This window comes from Roseibium album (genome assembly GCF_965233825.1).
Lineage (GTDB): Bacteria > Pseudomonadota > Alphaproteobacteria > Rhizobiales > Stappiaceae > Roseibium > Roseibium album.
In genome coordinates this window covers 5,770,909-5,791,225 of the sequence record NZ_OZ247583.1, presented here as the reverse complement: position 1 = coordinate 5,791,225, position 20,317 = coordinate 5,770,909, and the positions used below count along the sequence as shown (strand labels likewise).

13 protein-coding genes are annotated in these 20,317 nt (G+C 58.0%); 8 read left to right on the top strand and 5 right to left on the bottom strand.

Annotation, left to right across the window (positions count from 1 at the left end; all coding sequences use genetic code 11):
- The first annotated feature begins 313 nt into the window (after nt 1-313).
- Nucleotides 314-2,371, top strand: coding sequence for a methyl-accepting chemotaxis protein (locus ACO6TI_RS26630; RefSeq protein WP_422383714.1), 2,058 nt, complete (start codon nt 314-316; stop codon nt 2,369-2,371).
- 337 nt (nt 2,372-2,708) lie between these two features.
- Nucleotides 2,709-5,144 (top strand): ATP-dependent helicase, encoded by a 2,436-nt coding sequence (locus ACO6TI_RS26625; RefSeq protein WP_422383713.1) that lies wholly within the window; start codon nt 2,709-2,711, stop codon nt 5,142-5,144.
- Nucleotides 5,145-5,560: 416 nt separating this feature from the next.
- Here ACO6TI_RS26625 and ACO6TI_RS26620 read toward each other — a convergent pair whose 3' ends face one another.
- A complete protein-coding gene (locus ACO6TI_RS26620) occupies nt 5,561-6,058 on the bottom strand; it encodes a hypothetical protein (RefSeq protein WP_422383712.1) in 498 nt (165 codons plus the stop codon).
- A 189-nt stretch (nt 6,059-6,247) separates the two neighbouring features.
- Here ACO6TI_RS26620 and ACO6TI_RS26615 point away from each other — a divergent pair, with 189 nt between their 5' ends.
- Together ACO6TI_RS26615 and ACO6TI_RS26610 are read left to right on the top strand one after the other, a co-directional pair.
- A complete protein-coding gene (locus ACO6TI_RS26615) occupies nt 6,248-6,976 on the top strand; it encodes a response regulator (RefSeq protein WP_055117304.1) in 729 nt (242 codons plus the stop codon).
- A complete protein-coding gene (locus tag ACO6TI_RS26610) occupies nt 6,969-8,309 on the top strand; it encodes an ATP-binding protein (protein WP_422383711.1) in 1,341 nt (446 codons plus the stop codon). The genes ACO6TI_RS26615 and ACO6TI_RS26610 overlap by 8 nt, the downstream gene beginning before the upstream one ends.
- Here the strand turns inward: ACO6TI_RS26610 and ACO6TI_RS26605 are convergent.
- Nucleotides 8,306-8,872 carry a tetratricopeptide repeat protein gene (locus ACO6TI_RS26605; RefSeq protein WP_196895372.1) on the bottom strand — a complete coding sequence of 189 codons (567 nt, stop codon included), beginning with the start codon at nt 8,870-8,872 and terminating at the stop codon, nt 8,306-8,308. The two genes, ACO6TI_RS26610 and ACO6TI_RS26605, sit on opposite strands and share 4 nt — an antisense overlap.
- Before the next feature lie 134 nt (nt 8,873-9,006).
- On the opposite strand from ACO6TI_RS26605, the gene ACO6TI_RS26600 reads away from it, so the two are divergent.
- Nucleotides 9,007-9,897, top strand: a complete 891-nt coding sequence (locus tag ACO6TI_RS26600; RefSeq protein ID WP_055117298.1) for a 50S ribosomal protein L11 methyltransferase — start codon at nt 9,007-9,009, stop codon at nt 9,895-9,897.
- 203 nt (nt 9,898-10,100) lie between these two features.
- On the opposite strand, the gene ACO6TI_RS26595 is transcribed toward ACO6TI_RS26600, so the two are convergent.
- The gene (locus tag ACO6TI_RS26595) at nt 10,101-10,304 is read right to left on the bottom strand and encodes a hypothetical protein (protein WP_035898125.1); all 204 of its coding nucleotides are present in this window, start codon (nt 10,302-10,304) and stop codon (nt 10,101-10,103) included.
- 248 nt (nt 10,305-10,552) lie between these two features.
- Between ACO6TI_RS26595 and ACO6TI_RS26590 the strand changes: the two genes are divergently transcribed.
- Complete coding sequence (locus ACO6TI_RS26590) at nt 10,553-12,367, top strand: aminopeptidase P family protein (protein ID WP_350184815.1); 1,815 nt, start codon at nt 10,553-10,555, stop codon at nt 12,365-12,367.
- Nucleotides 12,368-12,507: 140 nt separating this feature from the next.
- Here the strand turns inward: ACO6TI_RS26590 and ACO6TI_RS26585 are convergent, their stop codons facing one another.
- Both ACO6TI_RS26585 and ACO6TI_RS26580 read right to left on the bottom strand, forming a co-directional pair.
- On the bottom strand, nt 12,508-14,151 hold the full coding sequence (locus ACO6TI_RS26585) for a chloride channel protein (protein WP_055117295.1): 1,644 nt from the start codon (nt 14,149-14,151) through the stop codon (nt 12,508-12,510).
- 123 nt (nt 14,152-14,274) lie between these two features.
- Nucleotides 14,275-14,763 carry a thioesterase family protein gene (locus tag ACO6TI_RS26580; protein ID WP_422383710.1) on the bottom strand — a complete coding sequence of 163 codons (489 nt, stop codon included), beginning with the start codon at nt 14,761-14,763 and terminating at the stop codon, nt 14,275-14,277.
- 141 nt (nt 14,764-14,904) lie between these two features.
- Between ACO6TI_RS26580 and ACO6TI_RS26575 the strand changes: the two genes are divergently transcribed.
- Both ACO6TI_RS26575 and ACO6TI_RS26570 read left to right on the top strand, forming a co-directional pair.
- Complete coding sequence (locus ACO6TI_RS26575) at nt 14,905-16,320, top strand: FAD-binding oxidoreductase (RefSeq protein ID WP_196895375.1); 1,416 nt, start codon at nt 14,905-14,907, stop codon at nt 16,318-16,320.
- Nucleotides 16,321-16,500: 180 nt separating this feature from the next.
- Entirely contained in the window at nt 16,501-20,316 is a 3,816-nt protein-coding gene (locus ACO6TI_RS26570; protein ID WP_422383709.1) for an AsmA-like C-terminal region-containing protein, read from the top strand.
- Nucleotide 20,317: the final 1 nt, after the last annotated feature.

The window sequence follows — 20,317 nt, the reverse complement described above, 5'->3', positions numbered from 1 at the left end:
GCGTTATCACTCGGTGAACAAATGGTCATTTGTTGGTTGTGCCGGAATATTACAGGTGGCTGCGATCAAAGTCAGCCGCGCAAAAAACTTCCCGATGCGTTGAGTTATCCGTGGTCGACTCTCGCCCTGCGATTTGCCGGATGGGCAAAAATACTTAGGTAATTCAAAATAATTATACCACCTGAAATTGATTCATTTGACATTCTGTGAAAAGGCCGTCGTATTTTGTCAAGTTTGTATCTGACGTTAAGTAACAGGTAAGGCGTTCGCGGCAATTTGGGGTCAAGATCTCTGTTCTGGAGGGGACACCAATATGAAACAGATCAAACTGCAGATCGCGGTGCTTGCAGGAGTGCCGATGCTGGCGGTGATCGGCTTTGCGGCGCTCAGCGTTGCTGAAAAGGTCATCGAGCGATCGCACCACGAATTCATGAAGCCGCTTACACGGATCGCCGAGGATTCCGGTAATCTGATTCACGAGCTGCAAAAAGAACGCGGCATGAGCGTGAGCTACATCAAGTCCGACTATGATCCGGCGATCATGGCGAAGCTTGATGAACAGCGCCCGAAATCCGATGCTGCCTTGAAAATATTCGACGATCACCTCGCCGCTCTCGACCTGAATGATCAAGTCTTGCTGGAAGATCTCCAGCATGTGGCCGAAGAGGTTCACAAAACCGAAAAATTCCGCAAGTCCATCGATGCAAGACAGTTCTCTGTTGCCGATGTCCTGAAAGGTTATTCGCACGAGATCGAGGAACTCATTCACGTCGTTGGTATCACGACGGAATCCAGCCCCTCGAAAGAAATCACTGCTGAGCTGCTGCCTTACCTGACGATCGTCGAAGCCATGGAGTCCGGCGGTCTCGAACGTGCCAACGGTGCAGCTTTTCTGAATGTATTCAATACAACGGGCGAGATAGACATGGGCCTCTTCAAGAAGGTCATTGCAAGCTATGGCGGCGAGCATGCCTTTTTGAAGGAATTCAAATCGGTTGCCCTGAAAGAGCAAAAAGCCATGTGGAAAGACATGGTGAAGGGGCCGGATGTCGATAAGGCCCTGGAATGGCGATACATAATTCAGGATCTGCCGGAAACAAAGGATGCCAAGGGCGTCGAAGGTGCTGTCTGGTTCGCCACGGCAACCAAGCGCCTCAACCTGATGAAGGCGTTTTCAGACGAATTGATCCACCGGGCCGAGGCTGCAGCGGACGCTGATACCGCCGCTCTCGATAATCAGATCTTCTGGCTCACGGTTATTGCGGTGGTACTGACAGGCCTCGTCCTTGTACTGGTGTTCTACCAGGTGACGTCGATTACCCGGACGCTCGGCCGCCAGCGCGATACCATCTCAAGTCTCGCGGATGGCAACCTGGACGTGACTGTTTCCGATACGGATCGTCCGGATGAAATCGGCGATATCGCGCGGGCATCCGAAATTTTCCGGGATAATCAGATCCGCCAGAAGGAACTGGAGGAAGAAGCCGAAGCCGGGCGTGTCCAGCGCCGCAGGCGGGCTGAGCAGATGGAAAGTGCGATCCATCATTTCGAGGAATCTGTCTCCGCCATTCAGGCGCAGCTTTCCTCGGAATCGGAAGGCGTTCGCGAAAATGCCTCCGAACTGGTCCAGATTGCATTGCACGCTGACGAAAGTGCGAGTGCTGCAAATTCAGCGACCGAAGAAGCAAGTGCCAATGTGCAGACGGTAGCGTCGGCAGCAGCGGAATTGTCCGCGTCGATCGGCGAAATCTCGCGCCAGGCGGCATCCGCCACTGAAATCTCCTCGGTTGCAGCTGAAACGGCTGTTTCTGCCGACAAGGACATTTCGCTGCTGGCCGAGACGGCGGACAAGATCGGTGAAGTTGTCGAGATCATCCGCGCAATTGCCGAACAGACCAATCTGCTGGCGTTGAATGCCACCATCGAGGCTGCCAGAGCCGGGGAAGCGGGCAAGGGTTTTGCCGTGGTTGCAGCGGAGGTGAAGGAACTCTCCACCCAGACAGCCAAGGCGACTGACGAGATCGCAAGCCAAATTTCCGGTGTTCAGGCTTCCACGCAGAAGTCTGTCGCGGCAATCCGGTCAATCGTCGAGAGAATCGAGGAGGTGCGTTCCGTCAGCGAGACCATCGCGGTGTCGGTAGACGAGCAGAATGCCGCCACCAGCGAGATAACCCAGAGCATCACGTATGCGTCTGACGGGGCCACTGCGGCTGCAACCAATGTCACCGGTGTCTCGGGGTCGATTGACCAGACACGTCAGAAGTCCGAAACGCTCAGCATGTCTGCCGAGCAACTCGGCGAGGTCGCCACGAACCTTTCCGAATCCGTCAATCGCTTCCTGGAAGAGGTCCGTTCCGAGGAGGCTGCATAAAGCTTCATCGGAATACTGGCCGCTTCACCCCAACATGGAAGCGCTGTGATCCCGGTTTGCCGCAAAACGGCAGGCCGGGATTTTATTGCCCCTGAAGACGTCTGATGCCTGTTTGCCGAAATTGAGTGCGGATTGACTGCTCCGGGAAGTCGTTTGCAGATTTCACCGGCTTTTTTGTCCCCACGAAAACTTGGTTTTCTGTCTCGCCAGAGCGAGTTTGTTGCTATATTGTTCTCATTCGAACATCCTGCATTGAATAGAATGCCGAATGATGCTCGAAAAGTTTAGGCACATCCGTCTGACCTTGAGCGCTCTTACGCAACTGGACCAGTAAATCATGGCAGACCCGGGCGGGTATGACGATTCCTTCGACGATCCCTTTCAGCCGAGCGTTGCGCGGCAGGACACGTCGCCTGTACCGCCGCGCCCGCAAGGTGGTATCGCGGCAAGGGCGATGGCAGCCAGGCAGGCCCCGGATTATCTGGCCGGACTGAATCCGGAACAGGCACTTGCCGTTGAAACGACGGAAGGACCGGTTCTTGTGCTGGCCGGTGCGGGAACCGGTAAAACCCGCGTCCTGACAACCCGGATCGCACATATCCTGGCAACCGGCCGTGCGCGTCCGTCCGAGATTCTCGCTGTGACCTTCACCAACAAGGCCGCGCGTGAGATGAAGGAACGTATCGCGGGGTTTGTCGGCGGAAACGTTGAAGGCATGGCGTGGCTGGGAACCTTCCACTCGATCTGCGTGAAGATCCTTCGCAGGCATGCGGAACTTGTCGGACTGAAATCCAGTTTTTCCATCCTCGACACGGACGACCAGATCCGCCTGATCAAACAGATTATCCAGGCGGAAGGTCTCGACGACAAGCGCTGGACCGCCAAGGCCTTTGCCGGAATCCTGGACGGGTGGAAAAACCGGGCGCTGACACCGGACCAGGTTCCGGAAGGCGAAGCGCGCGCATTCGCCAATGGCAAGGGGCGCAGGCTTTACGAGGAATACCAGGAACGCCTTTCGATCCTCAATGCCGCCGATTTCGGTGACCTGCTGCTGCATGTGATCACGCTTTTCAAGACCCAGCCCGATATTCTCAAGGACTACCAGCGCCGCTTCCGCTACATGCTGGTGGATGAATATCAGGACACAAACATTGCCCAGTATCTGTGGCTGCGCCTTCTGGCCCAGGGCAACCCGAATGTCTGCTGTGTTGGCGATGACGACCAGTCGATCTACGGCTGGCGCGGTGCCGAGGTCGACAACATCCTGCGCTTCGAGCACGATTTCAAGGGTGCAACGGTGGTCAGGCTGGAGCGGAATTATCGATCGACCAGCCATATTCTGGCATCAGCGTCACATCTGATTTCCTTCAACGAGGGCCGTCTCGGCAAAACGCTTTTCACCGACTTTGAGGAACCGGACCACGATCTGGTCTCGGTCGCGTCGGTCTGGGATTCCGAAGAGGAAGCGAGGACCATCGGCGACGAGATCGAAGCGCTTCAAGCCAAGGGCCATTCCCTCAACGGCATGGCTGTTCTTGTGCGGGCTTCGTTCCAGATGCGTGAATTCGAGGAACGGTTCGTCACGCTTGGCCTCAATTACCGGGTGATCGGTGGTCCGCGATTTTATGAGCGCATGGAGATACGCGATGCGCTTGCCTATTTCCGCTGTGTTGCGCAGCCCGCAGACGATCTTGCCTTCGAGAGGATCGTCAACACGCCGAAGCGTGGTCTCGGCGATGCGACCCTGAAACTGGTGCACGGCCTGGCAAGAGCGGAGCGAATCCCGCTGACCCAGGCAGCGCAGCAACTCATCGACACCGAGGAACTGAAGCCCAAACCGCGGAATTCTCTCAAGACCGTGCTCGACAATTTCGAGCGCTGGCGGCGGCAGCTGGAGCACCTCAAACACACCGAACTGGCCGAGATCATTCTGGACGAGAGCGGCTATACGGAAATGTGGCGACTGGACAGGTCGGCCGAGGCTCCGGGGCGTCTCGACAATCTGAAGGAACTGATCCGCTCAATGGAAGAATTTGAGTCCTTGGCAGGTTTCCTTGAACATATCTCGCTGGTGATGGACCGGGACAGTGCAGACGCCAGCGATGCCGTCTCGATCATGACGTTGCATTCCGCCAAGGGTCTGGAATTCGATACGGTGTTTCTGCCGGGGTGGGAAGAGGGGCTCTTTCCTCACCAAAGGTCGCTCGATGAAAGTGGCCGGGCAGGCCTCGAAGAAGAGCGCCGGCTTGCCTATGTCGGCATCACGCGGGCCAAACGGCGCGCCAAGCTCTATTTCGCCTCCAACAGAAGAATTCACGGTCTGTGGCAGTCCACGGTTCCTTCGAGGTTTCTTGACGAATTGCCGGCGGACCATGTCGAGATCGCGGAACCATCGTCCAATTACGGCGGATATGCCGGTGGCGGATACGGTCCCTCACGGTTCGATACCAATGACCCGTTCGAACGTGGCAGCTACTCGACGCCCGGCTGGCAGCGCGCGCAACGGGCCAAAAAGTCGAACGACGGTTTTTCGGAAGGCGGACGCGGGTATCAGTCTGCGCGCATGAAACGCCAGGGCCCGTTGACCATCGAGGGCGAACTGGTTGCAAAGTCAGTCAGCGAAACACCTTCGGCCTATTCACTCGGAGAAAGGGTGTTCCACATCAAGTTCGGGTATGGCGCCATCACGGCCATAGAGGGAAACAAGCTGACGGTCGATTTCGAAAAGGCCGGGGTGAAGAAAGTCATCGACAGTTTCGTCGAACGCCACTAGAGCGCATCCATTGAATGTTGGATCATTTGACCGGCGCGCTTTCTTTGGCTGCCCAGGCGGCTTGTGTGCAGCGGTGTACCCCACCACAAGCGCAAGCCAACGCAGTCAGCGGGAGAAAGAGCCCGGCCCTTCGGATGCCGGAAAGCAGCGCATCGGCAGCGTTGCGCCACTTGACCCCGAAGCACCACATCGCCCTTCGTGACGCGCCTTGCCGAGTGACCTGCTTTCCGGCATCAAACGAACCAACATTCAATGGATGCGCTCTAGCGCGCAGCACGAACGGTAAAACCGGCCACCTGACGGTGGCCGGTTTGTCTCCCTCTCGCATTTCTTAAGTCATTTGCGGGTTTGAAACACCCTTTGAGAGAGACTTGACATCGGCCTCGGTGGGAACTCGGCCGAATAGCCTGGTGTCATCAGACCTCAAAATCGGCGAACAGAGGTGATGCACCGGAGAACGCGGTTCTTCCGTTTGCAGCGTAGGGCGACGCATTTCGGGTTTCTTCCAGTATTGCGTTCATGATCTCCCGCATATCGGCATCCATATCATTCCCGGGGTTTTCGGCCGTGCTGCCGCCAGGAGGTGGCGGCGGTGGTCCGATGTCGCCGTTCTCGAACATCGCGCTCAACTGGTCAGCCAGGTCCTGCGTCAGGGCTCCGGTCTCAACCTGGTCGGACAACATGGTGTCGAACCTGGCCTGAATGTCTTCCCCGGACGGCGGAGCGGCGGCGAAATCCGATGCGTCTGCTGTTCTGTGGTCTTCGTGTATCGCATCCAGGGTCGCAAGCATCGCGTCGGCTTCTTCGGTGGTGATTTCACCATCTTCGACCTGTGTATCGAGCGCATTGACCGCCTGGTCTCTCGGGGATGCTCCCGGCGGTGGCAATGCCGGTCCTGCACCAACTGGCATCATTGATCTGCTCCTGAAATGAATGTCCTGCCTTGAGTGAATTCAGGCTGGCATCTTGAGTGTTAACGCGATGTTAACCGTGGAAACGCGTTGTTTTCAGCGTGTTTCCATCGCGTTTTCCGGAAACACGGGGAAACAATTTTCTGAAGTTTCCTGATGAAATTGTCCCCGGAACGCGCTTAAGGTCCAGTGATGAACAGGACGTCCCATATACTCGTTGTTGAAGATGATGCCGAAATCGGACTGCTGATGAAAAGGCATCTGGTGTCGAACGACTTCAAGGTGACCGTGGCGCGCGACGGCTCTGAAATGGATCGTCTGCTGGCAAGCAACCGTATCGATCTCGTTGTTCTCGACATCATGCTTCCTGGTGAAGACGGCGTCAGCATCTGCCGCCGCCTGCGGGCCACAAGCCCGGTTCCCATCATCATCGTGTCTGCAAAAAACGAGGATATCGACCGGGTGATTGGCCTGGAAGTCGGCGCCGACGACTATTTGCCCAAGCCATTCAATCCGCGAGAACTGATTGCGCGTGTCCGGGCCTTGTTCCGCCGCGTCGAACTGGGGGCGCGGGCGGCTCCGGCGGAAGAGGGGAGCCTGTGTTTTGAGGGCTGGCGAATGGATTGCCGTGCCCGGTATCTGTTCAATGCCGACAGGGCGGTGATTTCACTGACGCCGGCGGAATTCAATCTGCTTCAGGTTATGGTGGAACGCAGAGGACGGGTCCTGAGCAGGGATCAGCTGATAGAACTCACCCTCGGGCAGATTGGTGCGTCCAACGGACGAAGCGTGGACATTCTGGTCAGCAGGTTGCGTGGCAAGCTCGAGGCTGGCGGTGCATCCTACCAGTACATCCGAACCGTCCGGTCCGGCGGCTATGAATTCGTGGCCCCGGTCACGCGTGAAGGACGTGATGATTAGGCGCCTTTGGCCCGATACCATGCTGTACCAGCTGCTGTTGCTGATGGTGGTTGCCGGCACCTTCATGACCCTGGCCGGAGTGGTCGCCACGCTCTTTGTGCGGCAGGCGCTCGACGACAATCTTTCGGTGATGAACAGTCATCTTGTCAGCGTGGCGGTGGCAAAGCTCAACGAGACACCGGCAGATTTGCGCAAGGCGGTTCTCGTAGACCTTCAGCGGGAAGCGCCTGGCCTGAACATCAAGCTTGTTGAGGAGAGTGACCTTGCTGCTGCCACTGATGGGGAACGTGGCCGGCGTTTTGGTCCGTTTCGCCTCGGTGACACGCTTCTTGGCATGCGCATCGAACATGTTCTGGGACCGCGGGAACTCGGCAAGGGCGCGCCGCCGCGGCTGTTCATCCGGCTCGAGGACGATAGCCTTGTCCTGGCAGAGTGGGGATTTCGCGGTCCGCCACCGCCATTGCTGGGTTTGCCGTTTTACCTGTTTGCCGGTTTCCTTGCCCTGACATTTTGCGCCCTGCTGACTTGGGCTGCACGATCTTTGGCAAGGCCGATGGCGGAGCTCGCACAGTCAGCGTCTACCTTTGGCGAGTCGGGCACCGAGCCTGTCCCGGTTGCCGAAAAAGGGCCCAGAGAGGTGCGGGCGGCTGCGGCGGCATTCAACCGCATGCAGGTCAGAATCGACAGGTTCGTGGAAAAACGCACCCGTACGCTCGCCGCGATCAGTCATGACCTGCGCACACCGCTGACGCGTCTCCGGTTGCGCCTGGACCTGCTCGAGAACGGCGATATCCGGGACAGGAGCCTTGAAGACCTGAACATCATGGACCAGCAGATAAGTGCGGCGCTGGGATTTCTGAGAGAAGGGGAAAGTTCCGAACCCGTGCTTCGGATCGATGTCCCCAGTCTGCTTCACGCGCTCGTCGATCAATATTGCGACCTGGGATTTCCCATCGAACTTCGCTGCAGCGGGCGATTTTCGATCAACGCCCGAAGAGGGGAGCTGTTGCGGGCGTTGTCAAATCTGGTCGACAATGCCAGGCAATATGGCGACGGTGCCGAAATCGAAGCCGGGGTCCGGGACGGCAAGGTCCAAATCGATATCGTCGACCACGGCCCGGGGATAGCGGAAGAAGAGCGGGATCGACTGCTCGAACCCTTTGAACGGGGGGATGCCGCTCGTCAGATCCGGCAAGGCACCGGATTCGGCCTCGGATTGTCCACCAGCAAGGCGATCGTGGAGGCGGCTTCGGGAAAACTGGACCTCATGGAGACGCAAGGAGGCGGCCTTACCGTCCGTATGACGCTGCCGATGGAACGCGAAAGGACCTAGAGATCCACTCCCTTGGGGGCAATCAGCATCGACCTTTCCTTCAGGTAGGGATGAATTTCGACAGCCTGGCGAAGGGTTTCCTGGCCGAGCTTCACACGCCCCTGCGTTATGAAGATCATCGCCTTTCCCGATAGCGCGCCGAAATGTCGAGGCTCCAGATCGAGCGTCCGGTCGATGTCTTCAAGACTGGCCTCGTAGTTGCCCTGGAGAAACAGCACGAAAGCACGCTGGTTCCAGCCTTCCGAGTAGTCGGGTGCTTCCGCGATGACCTCGTCGAGCAGATCTCTGGCGCCTTGAAAATCGTACTGTCCCCGCAATCGCATGGCCGTCTCCAGTTTCGATTGCAGGTCCGGTGAGGGGGCAGCTTCCAGCCAGGAACGCCAGATTTCGTTTTCTATGACTTCGGCTTCGGCCTCGTTGGGCGCCTTTTTCAAGGCATCGAAAAGCGCGTCCCGGGAGCTGTCTGCATGAGAAATGCCGGTAAGCCAAATCAGGCAGAGCGCGATGCCCAGTAAAAGCCGGTTGACCTGTGCCAGTGAGAATAGCTGCCTTTTTCGTGTCATCGCATGCCTCCGTCCCGAAAAACATGGCGCGGAGAGCGCATTTGACCAGTCAAATGTACTTGACGCTGGCGTGTTGCCTGCCTTGAGGCTATATCGCACGCCTTGACCGACAACTTATCGAGGCGGATACACGCATGAACACCATCCGGGTACGGGTCGTAGCTGACGAACGCGAAGCAAAGCGGTTTGCAGAATTGCTTGAACATGTGTTCGAGGACGATGGCAACCCGGTTACCGTTTTTGAAACGTCAGAAGACGACAGGCTCTGGTCAGCCGAAGTGCTGGTGTTCGACTTGGGAGCTGACGACGCCAGGGATCTGGTCCGCAGCCGGGTCGGTGGTGATGCACTTGCCGGAAAGCTGGAGGCCGAAGAACTCCCGGATATCAACTGGGTGGAAAAAAGTCTTGAAGGCTTGAATCCGGTTCGCGCCGGTCGGTTTGTGGTACATGGCGGTCACGACAAGGACAAGGTTCCGGCCGGGGCGATCGGGCTGGAAATCGAGGCGGCGCTGGCATTTGGGACAGGACATCACGGCACGACGGCCGGATGCCTTGAGGAAATCGACAGGCTTCTTTCCCTGCGTGAATACAACAGCATTCTCGATCTGGGTACCGGAACGGGCGTTCTGGCGATTGCTGCGGCGCTCAAGGCGCGTCAACAGGTTCTGGCAACAGACATCGATCCTGTCGCAACCCGGACGGCGCTGGAAAATGCCCGCCTGAATGGGGCAGCCCACCTCGTCAAGGGGTTCACGGCAAACGGCGTGGAAGACCGGCGGTTTCGACTTTACGGACCGTTTGATCTGGTCATTGCCAATATCCTGGCAAGGCCCTTGATGAAAATGGCCAAGGCGATCGGTTCGCAAATGGCTCAGACCGCCACCCTGGTCCTGTCTGGCCTGAGGGTTGAGGATGGTCCTCGCATCCTGTTCGCATATCGTTGCCAGGGCTTCGTTCTGGACCGACAGCGCGAGAAAGACGGCTGGCTGACACTGACACTGGTGCGCGGCCGCAATTTTGCCTGAGGCTATGATTTCTGCGGTCTTCCGGATACGAAAAGGGCCTGCCGGACAGCCGGCAGGCCCTTTTTCACGTGCACAGTACTTCTTTGCGAGCGCCTGAGCCCCATTTGATCACGGAAGGTCCATTGAAAGACGGACGCCCCGGTATTGATCGCATTTTTTGATGGCTGTGCATCTCATCCGCGTTCAACCGAACGCTGAGTGCATCAGAAGGGGTTAACTGCAGCACCTTCGCGCTCGAGCTGGTCACGGTCATAGCCGTGAGCGGAAAGAGTCGCGTCGTCCAGGGACAGCAGGTAGCCATTGACATAGCGGCGTGCCTGATGCGAACGGGCTTCAACCATACGGTCAAACGCGCGGCGCATGAAGCTGTTGCCGGAGCGGGTAGAAGTCGTGGTTGCGATAGTCATCTCAATCATTCCCATTTGAAGTTGAAGAGCTTCCCTAGGGAGAAACGTCTTTATTTGTTCTTGTCCCTAATATGCAGGTTCACGCGCGGATCCGGTAGGCCTCCAGATGCATGACAGCTTTGCGTCTTTCGCATATGCGAAGAGATTGCTGCGTTGCAAAATGACGTTAAACTGTTTCTGATTCAGCGAGTTTTACGGAAAAATTATCCGTCTTGATCCGCGGCGGCGGTCAAATTACCGTGCCGCTCATGTTCCAGTCCTTCGAAGATCTCAGTGATCCCTCCTGCGGAGCGCCGCATGCAGCGCTTCTCAGGGCCGAACTCGCCCGCCTCGGCCTCGACGGCTTTCTGATCCCGCGCGCGGATGCCCATCAGGGCGAATATGTGCCGCCGCATGACTGCCGCCTGCAATGGCTGACGGGATTTACCGGCTCGGCCGGTGTTGCAGCGGTTCTGGGCGGCAAGGCTGCCATCTTTGTGGATGGGCGCTACACGATCCAGGTGCGCGAGCAGGTGGATATGGAGGTGTTTCCCGCGCAGCATCTGATCAACGCGCCTGTGAGTGAATGGCTGGCGACGCATTTGCAACCGGGACAAAAGCTCGGCATTGACGCCATGCTGCATACCGTGCGTGAGGTTCGGCGTCTGCGAGAAGTCTGCCAGGAAGCGGGCGCAGAACTGGTTACGCTCGATGACAATCCGCTCGACAGTGTCTGGGAAGACCGCCCCGAACCGCCTCTTGGACAGGTCTCGCTGTATCCGGTTGCACTGGCGGGAATGTCCTCTCAGGAAAAAATCTCTGCGCTTCAGTCTGCCCTCAGCGACAAGAAAGCCGATGCCTGTGTTCTGACGCAACCGGATTCCATTGCGTGGCTGCTCAACATTCGCGGGTCGGACGTCACGCACACGCCTCTGCCCCTGTCATTTGCAACCGTCCCTTCCAGCGGAAAACCGTCCCTTTATATCGACGGCCGCAAACTATCCAATTCGGTACGGGACACCTTGAGCGAACTGACGGACCTTGAAGAACCGGGTGACTTCAAGACCGGACTTGCGTCGCTCGGAAAGGCCGGTTCGAAGGTCATGATCGATCCGGCGCTTGCCGGTATCGGGATTGCGGACGCGATAACGGATACAGGCGGCACTCTGATCGAGGCGCAAGATCCTGTTCTGTTGCCGAAGGCGGTCAAGAACGAGACGGAACTCAACGGCGCGCGCGCAGCGCATCTTCGCGATGCAGCGGCATTTGTGAATTTCCTGTGCTGGTTCGATGAAGAGGCCCCAAAAGGCGGCCTGGACGAGATCGGCGTGGCAGAGAAGCTGGAAGAATTCCGGCGGGCAACCGGTGTTTTGAAAGACATTTCCTTCGACACGATCTCCGGTGCCGGACCGAACGGGGCCATTTGCCACTATCGCGTCAGCCGGACAAGCAATCTCCGGATTCCTCAGGGAAAGCCGTTCCTGATCGATTCAGGCGGACAATACGAAGACGGCACGACCGACATCACCAGAACGCTGGCAGTTGGTGATGTGAGCGCGGAGATGAAGAAAAATTTCACGCTTGTTCTCAAGGGGCACATTGCGATCTCGACAGCGCGTTTTCCTCAGGGCACGACAGGTGCGCAACTGGACACGCTTGCCCGGATCGATCTGTGGAAGGCGGGACGGGATTTCGACCACGGAACCGGCCATGGCGTGGGTGCCTATCTGGGTGTCCATGAAGGACCTCAACGGATTGCCAAAACCGGGACGGTGCCCCTAAAGCCGGGCATGATCCTGTCCAATGAACCCGGGTTTTATCCGGCCGGGGAATATGGCATCCGACTGGAGAACCTGGAGATTGTGACGGAAGCTCGGGACATTGCGGGTGGGGAAAGGCCGATGCTCGGCTTCGAGACCATTACGCTGGTTCCCATGGATCTGCGTCTCGTCGACGTGTCCTTGCTGACAGCTTTCGAACGCGATTGGTTGAACCGCTATCACACACGCGTCCGCGCCGAGGTCGGACCTCTGGTCGGGGCAAAGGAACGTATCTGGCTGGAAAAGGCGACGGAGGCGATCTAGCCCGAACGGAGCGCATCGGGTCGAGTACGTGCCACATTCTTGACCCGACTTTCCGTCATCCCGGCCACCGCGGGGATGACAGCGTTTGGCTCGACCTTGCCCGAACTGTCCGGATAACCGCATTTACGACAATCAGCAGCTTAGTGATGCTCTTCCTTGGTGGCCTTGATCAAGGCAGCGTTGAAGTACCGCAGGCCCCTGACATGGCGGGCCAGACCGATAACCTTGGTCGCATCTCCCTTCCGAACGACGGGCAACGTGGCCTTGCCGCAGGAATCGAAGCTTTTCAAGGCGCTTTCCAGGGTATCGGTATCGTGCAGATAGGGCCCATCTTCACCCGGGTTGAAGAGCTGCTCTTCCTCGTTTTCCGGTGGTGGATCCATGAAATCACGGACCTTCACGGTTTCGCTCAGGAATTGATGCGCGCCTTCATTGACGAAACATCCGCGCATGCCAAGCTGCCAGTGGAAATAGGACTTGCCGTGAACGGCCTGTGTCAGTCCCGTTGCGATCGAGACCGCGAGCAGCAGCGCGATCGACAGGGCGTAACCGCCGGTCAGTTCGAAGACAATGACGGTGGTTGAAAACGGCGCTCCAAGCACCGCGGCCGCAACCGCTCCCATGCCAAGAATGGCATAAAGGCCATGGCTCGAAGCCATTTCGGGAAACACGGAGGCTGCGATCAGACCGAACGCACCGCCTGTCATGGCGCCGAGGTAAAGGGATGGCGAAAATATGCCGCCTCCAAACCTCGATGCGAGCGTTATTGCCGTTGCTGCGGTCTTCACCACAAGAAGGGTCAGCATCGTGTTGATGGTCAGTTCGTGTTTCAGCGCAAGATCCGTCGCCTCGTAGCCGACGCCCAGAATCTCCGGATAGAAAACACCGATCGCACCGACAGCCAGACCACCGATAACCGGTCTGAGCCAGAGGGGCATTGTTATATTGCGTGCCGTCCAGTCGCTGCCGATCAATGCAAACTGGAAGATGATGGCGACGGCCGCACACGTCAGTCCAAGGAGCGCAAAAGCGGGGATTTCCAGATAGGACGTGATTTCGTATTGCGGGATTTCGAAGGCTGCAACGTTTCCGAACCACAGGCGGGACAAAAGCGTTCCCATGACCGACGCCAGCACGATGGGCACGAAGGCTGACACCGCGTAGTGCGCCAGCACGACTTCATGGGCAAACAGAACACCGGCGATCGGAGCGTTGAAGGAGGCTGAAACACCGCTGGCCACGGCGCAGGCGAGCAGGATCCGGCGAGCTGAATCGGGAAGCTGGAAGAAACCGCAGACCGCCGTTCCTACCGTTGCTCCAAGGTGAACGACCGGGCCTTCGCGACCTGCGCTGGCACCGCCACCGAGCGAAATAACCGTGACCAGCGCGGACCACAGACCGGCCTTGAAGGGCAGACCGCGGCCTCCATAGGCGCGCGCCTCGATAACGTCGGCAACGCCGCCGGCCCGCTGATAGGGGTGGTACTTGTGCAGGATCCAGCCGACCAGCAATCCGGCAATCGCCGGCGCGAGCATGACAATCCACCAGGGTTGCTGGGTGGCAGCCTGGATCGTGAGTTCAGTCGTTGTGCGCAGCCAGGGCCACTGGATAAGTCCGATGGCGGTGCGGAAGGCAATCGCGGCCAAGGCCACCAGTGCACCGACAAGTAGTGCAAGCAGCCAGACCACGGGCAGTTTGCTTGCCCGGAACTGGCGCACGTTGGGGGTAATCCAGCTGATGAGGATGTCTGGAAGTTGACCGGCGGTTTCTATTATCTTGCGCATTTGTCGGGCCGGAGAAGCGAGGACATTGTCTTGTTGTGCCCATCTTGCCCGAGTCGGTGCGAAAGAACAGGCCTACAATCCCGTCATATGCTCCAAATCACTCCATTTTGTTGTTTGAACCGCTTATTTTGCGATCGCAATGCGCCTGCCGGCTCTTTCGGGCTGCATTAGCGCGGCCTGCGCGTCGCTTAATGACTTCAGATTGGCCAGGATATCTTCCGGCCAGGGGGCAACCTTGCGGGCGGTCATGTCGACGTGAAGGCTCAGTTGTTCGGAGGTTGCCGACAGCCAATGCTCTTCGGCGTGACGCAGTTCCTGAAAGAAATGGGCCCGCTTGGAGTCAAAGTCCACAAGTTGAAGTGTGCCAATCACCGGCATGCCTGCACCAAGTTCGCGAAGATAGCAGACATGTACTTCCGCCGTGAAATAGGAGGCTCCGCGTGTCTTCAGATATTCGGGTCCAAGGCCCAGTCTTTCGAAGACCTGGTCGACCGCCGTGTCAAAGAGAACGTTGTAATAAGCCATGTTCAGGTGGCCGTTATAATCGATCCACTCGTCCTTGACCGTCATGACGTCACTTTCGACCGGTCCTTCACCCCACTCAGCCTTCATGCTGGACTCCTTCAGAATTTTCCTGCAAAGCTCTGCCGCCAAAGCCGGATTTGGCTTTGACCTTTTCCTCATCCGCTAACATATTCAATAACGAAATGCGGGGCCACATCCAGGTTCCGGAAGGAAGGACGGCGGCTCGAAATGGCGATAGAAGCAAAAGCAGACCTGCTGAATGAGCAGCAGCATGACGTTGCAGGTGTTATCAGGGCACTGAAGGAGCGGTTCGCTGATCGCTGCGCGACATCGCATGCCTTGAGAGAGCAGCACGGACACACAACCACCTGGCTCACGAACCAGCCGCCCGACGCTGTCGTATTTGCAGAAACGACCGACGAGGTGGCTGAAATCGTCCGGCTCTGCGCCGCAGAAAATATTCCGGTAATCGCCTTCGGCACAGGGACTTCGCTCGAAGGACATGTCAACGCACCTCGCGGAGGAATTTCGATTGATCTCAGCAGGATGAATCGGGTTCTTGAAGTGAATTCGGACGACCTTGATTGCCGGGTCGAGGCGGGCGTGACCCGCAAGCAGCTCAACAGTTATATCAGGGACACCGGATTATTCTTTCCGATCGATCCCGGTGCTGATGCCAGCCTCGGCGGCATGGCGGCAACCAGGGCATCAGGTACGAATGCCGTTCGCTATGGGACAATGAAAGACGCGGTTCTCGGGTTGACCGTGGTTACGGCTGACGGGAGCATCATCAAGACAGGCGGCCGTGCCAGGAAGTCCTCTGCCGGCTACGATCTGACGCGTCTGTTTGTCGGGTCCGAAGGAACGCTGGGTATCATCACGGAGCTGACCATCCGGCTTCATGGTCAACCGGAGGCAATTTCCGGAGGTGTCTGTCCATTTCCCGATGTGGAGGCTGCCTGCCAGGCCGTGATCATGACGATCCAGATGGGCTTGCCGGTCGCACGGATCGAGCTGCTCGACAGCCTTCAGGTCAAGGCTTGCAATGCCTATTCAAAGCTGGACCTTGCGGAGACGCCGACACTGTTCCTGGAATTCCACGGATCGGAAGCCGGGGTTCAAGAGCAATCGGAGATGTTTTCTGCAATAGCCGATGAACTTGGCGGCGGCCCGTTCAAATGGGCCACGGTGGCAGAAGACCGAACCAGACTCTGGTCGGCACGTCACGATGCCTACTGGGCGGGCAAGGGATTGAGACCGGAAGCTCAGATCGTGGCGACCGATGTTTGCGTGCCGATCTCGCGGCTTGCCGAATGCGTGATCCAAACTGCGCAGGACATTGAGGCCGAAGGACTTCTGGCACCGATTGTGGGTCACGTCGGCGACGGCAATTTCCACGTCCAGATTCTGGTTGATCTCGATGATCCGGAGGAAATGCGAAAATCCGAAGCTTTTGTTGAACGGCTCGCGATCCGTGCCCTCGATATGGGCGGAACCTGTACAGGCGAGCACGGTGTCGGCCAGGGCAAGCAGAAATACATGAGGCGGGAACATGGTGATGCACTCGAAATGATGCAGGCAATCAAGCAAGCGCTCGATCCGCACAATTTGATGAATCCGGGCAAGATCCTGCCGCAATCATGATACTCTATCGAATCAGTTCGATAAGCTCGTTTTAACCGCGGCAGCTTATATGTTAGGCGGCAGGCGTAACTTTCCCTGTTTCTATTTGCGGTGCAGCAAAGATGCGCTACATGTGTCCGGTGAAGGGTCCGGTGACTTTGGAGAACAAGGAGACAAGGCCTGAACTCCGTTTACATCACGTTGGGAATTTCCGTTATTCTGGTGCTGGTTGCGGCACTGGTCGGACCGTTTTTTATTGACTGGACCGTTTACCGCTCCACCTTTGAAACCTATGCAGAACGGGCGTTGGGACACAGGGTAACCGTGCTCGGCGAAGCCGACTTGCGCCTGTTGCCTGCTCCGTCCATCAGTTTTTCCGACGTGCGGGTCGGCGAAGCGGAAGATCCGCTGCTTGTCGTTTCACAATTCAATGTTCGTATTGAGCTGCCGCCGCTTCTGAAGGGCGAGATCCGCGTTATCGACATGGAGCTGGATCGGCCCCACCTGTCGTTGTCGCTTGACGAAGATGGCAGACTGGACTGGCTGACCGCGCGTACGTCGGATGGAGCGCTTGCAAATGTGCCGCCTGAAGATGTCGCATTCGAGAAGATCACCATTCGCGACGGTGCGCTTTCCATCGTCGATGCACGATCAGGTGAAACGCATCGTGTGGATAATGGCAACCTTTCGGTCAGCGCCCGTTCGCTCGCCGGACCTTTCAAGGCGACCGGCAGCCTTACCCTTGAAGGTTCGCCCTACAATCTCTCCATTGCGACCGGTCGCGCCCAACAGGATCTTGGTATTCGCATCAAGGGGGAGATGACACCGGTCGACTGGGCCGTGAACTTTGCCTTTGACGGCATGCTGCAACAGTCCGATGCCGCACCTGCTTTCGACGGCAGGTTCAACATCGCGTCGATTGTTCTGGAGGAAGACGACAGCAACATCTGGACGTCCGAGGGCCGGTTCACGGCTGATATCGCAGAAGTCGCCGTGCCTGAGTTCGAGTTTCGCTACGGGCCTGATGACAAGCGTCTCAGCGTAACCGGCAGCGCAGACCTGGTTTACGCAGGGAACAAACGGTTCGAGATCCGGGCGACGTCCAAGCAGGTCGATCTGGACCGGTTGCTCGGCGGCGGACCGCAAAACCCCGTCGAGCTCAATTCGGCGAGCGGACAATTGATCTCGGCGTTGCGCTCGGTGCCTCTGCCCGCGATTGACGGGTCACTCTCGCTCGATGTTCCTGCCCTCGTTGCCGGTGGTGGCATTGTCCAGAACGTGCGGCTTGATCTGGAGACAATGCTTGGTGGATGGCGTATTGCGCGCCTGGCCGGGCGATTGCCTGGTCGAACAACGGTCGCAACCCAGGGAGATCTCGGTCTTGAGCCCTCGATGAGTTACCGGGGGGCCATTTCAATCAGTTCGGACCAGCCCGGGTCCTTCCTTGGATGGTGGCAGCAAAAGGAAAGCAATGTCTCCGCTATGGAGCCGATTGCTCTGGAAGGGCGCCTGAACCTGCTTCCGGAAGGCGCTGCATTGAACAATCTTCGCCTCACCATGGACGGTTCCGAGGCGCGGGGGGCTCTTTCCTATCGCAAACCGCGGCAAGGCAATGCAGAGTTTTCGCTCAGCCTTGATGCGCAAAGACTGGACCTTGATGCGATCGAAAGCCTCGCGGGTCTTATACGGCCGAGCCCTGGAAAGAACGGCAGTGCGGAAGATCCCAAAGGGCTGAATGTTTCGTTGCGGCTGCGCGCCAAGGAAGTGGTTGCCCGCGGCGTCGATGGCAAGGGCCTTGCCCTGGAAGCTGAATATACCGATGGCGGTGTCCGGATTGATCGGTTGTTTGCCGAAGACCTCGCCGGCGCTCGTCTCGATGTCACGGGGGAAATCAGTAACCTGTTCTCGGCTCCCGAAGGCGCAGTCGCAGGTGAGCTTGATGCGCGTGACCTGTCCGGCCTTGTTGCTCTGGCGGGCAGCATCTTTCCTGATACGGCATTCGCACGCCATCTTGAAAAGGCTGCCGGAAGTCTCGTTCCAGCGACCTTTCAGGGAGAACTCAAAGCCGCAGCAGTCGGTGATGGCACCGACATGACCCTTCGCCTCGATGGTACGGCAGGGGGGGCGGAGGCCGTCGTCAGCGCAAATCTCACGGGACGGGTAGACGATTGGCACGATGCCGGTGTGAATTTTTCTGTCGGGTTGAAGGGACCTGACGGCGGGAGACTTTTGCAGCAGCTTGGCTTCGACATCATTCCGGTGGGTACAAACAGCAGCGGCCAGATCTATCTGATTGCAACAGGTGTTCCTTCAAATGGATTGGCAGTCGAAGTTGCCGCCACCATCGGTGCATCCGACCTGAAGGCGGAAGGAAGCCTTGTTCTCCAAAAAGACATCGATCCGGAATACAGCGCCAGTGTTTCCGCAAAAACGGATGATCTGGCACCTCTTGCACTGATGGCCGGCAGGGTCCTTCCGGTCATGACCGGCACGATCCCGGCTGAAGTCGTCTTCGATCTCAAGGGGCAGGGGAGTGACCTGCAGATCGACAACGCTACAGGTTCTCTCGGTGACACTTCGTTCGAGGGACGGGTTTCGGGAAATCTTGAACCGGCGCCCGGAGAACGGAACCGCCGGTTCAGCGGTGAACTTTTTGCCCGTCAGATTGATCTTCGGGGTTTGACCGAACTTGTGCTCGGGCCCGATCAGTGGTTTTCGGTGGGTGACGGGACGAGCATCTGGCCATCGTCACCATTCGGAGCACCGTTGTTGGATCAACTCGACGTCACGCTTCAGGTCGAAGCGGACCGTTTGCTTGTCGATGAGACAACCGAGATTGCCAACCCGCGTGGCGAACTTCGCCTTTCCCCTTCGCTCATGCGGCTTGACGGTCTGTCAGGTGCTTTTGCCGGTGGCAGCCTGAACGGCAGCCTGTCTGTTCAGCGTTCGGACGCGGAAGCGGCCTTTTCCGGGCGCGTCAAACTGAACAATGCCGACCTTCGCCAGCTGGTCTGGAAACCCGGCAATCGTGCTGTCGCCTCCGGAACGCTGGATCTGTTCCTGGAATTCGAGGGTGCCGGGCGCTCGATTTCCGCGATCGTGGCGGGACTCAACGGGGGCGGCACGTTTTCCATGGGACAGGGCGATTTCCGCAGCCTCAATCCACAGGCGTTTCCATTGGTCACGCGTGCAGCGGACGCCGGTCTGGAATTGCAGGACGACAGGATCCGCGAGGTTTTTGTCAATCATATGAGCGCCGGGAACCTGCCTTTCGAGCGGGTCGACGGAACGCTAACGCTCGTCGGCGGGCGCCTCAGCGCGCGCAATGTCGTCGTGGACTCGGCACGAGCCGAGATTTTCGGGTCTGGCGAAGTCGACCTCAGAACCTATGATCTCGATGCCGATTTTTCCCTGAAGGTCGACCCGGGAGTAGATGCTGTCACCGGAGCGGAACCGCAAGTTGGCCTGTTGTTCGAGGGACCTATTGAGCAGCCCGAACGTCTTGTCGATATTGCACCCTTCACAGCCTACCTGACCTTGCGCGCTTTCGAGCAGGAAGTTGAACGGGTTGAGAAACTGCAAGCTGAAATTCTGGAAAGGGATCGGCTTGTTCGCGAACTGAAACGACAGAGACAGTCAAGGGACCGGCGTGTGCGCGAAGCCGAGGCGGCAGCCCTTGCAGCGGAAGAAGAACGACTGCGGCTTGAAGAAGAGGCACGTGTGCTGGAAGAACTCCGGGAGCAACAGGGCGAGGATAGCCCTGTTCCCGCACCGGGACCGACACCGATACCGCGCCAGCAGAGTGATGCGGAGCCGTCCGGCAGCGATCAGCCGTTTGCCGACCGCATCCGAGCCCTCCTGGGCGAGACAGACGTGCAGACGACACAGTCTATTCCGCAGTCGACACCCACCGCCAAGCCGACGGATGCTCTGCCACCTCTTGATCCACCGATCTCCATCGAGGACCTGATCACGCAGGACGTCGGTGCACCGCTGGTATTGCCCGGGGCGCAGTAGG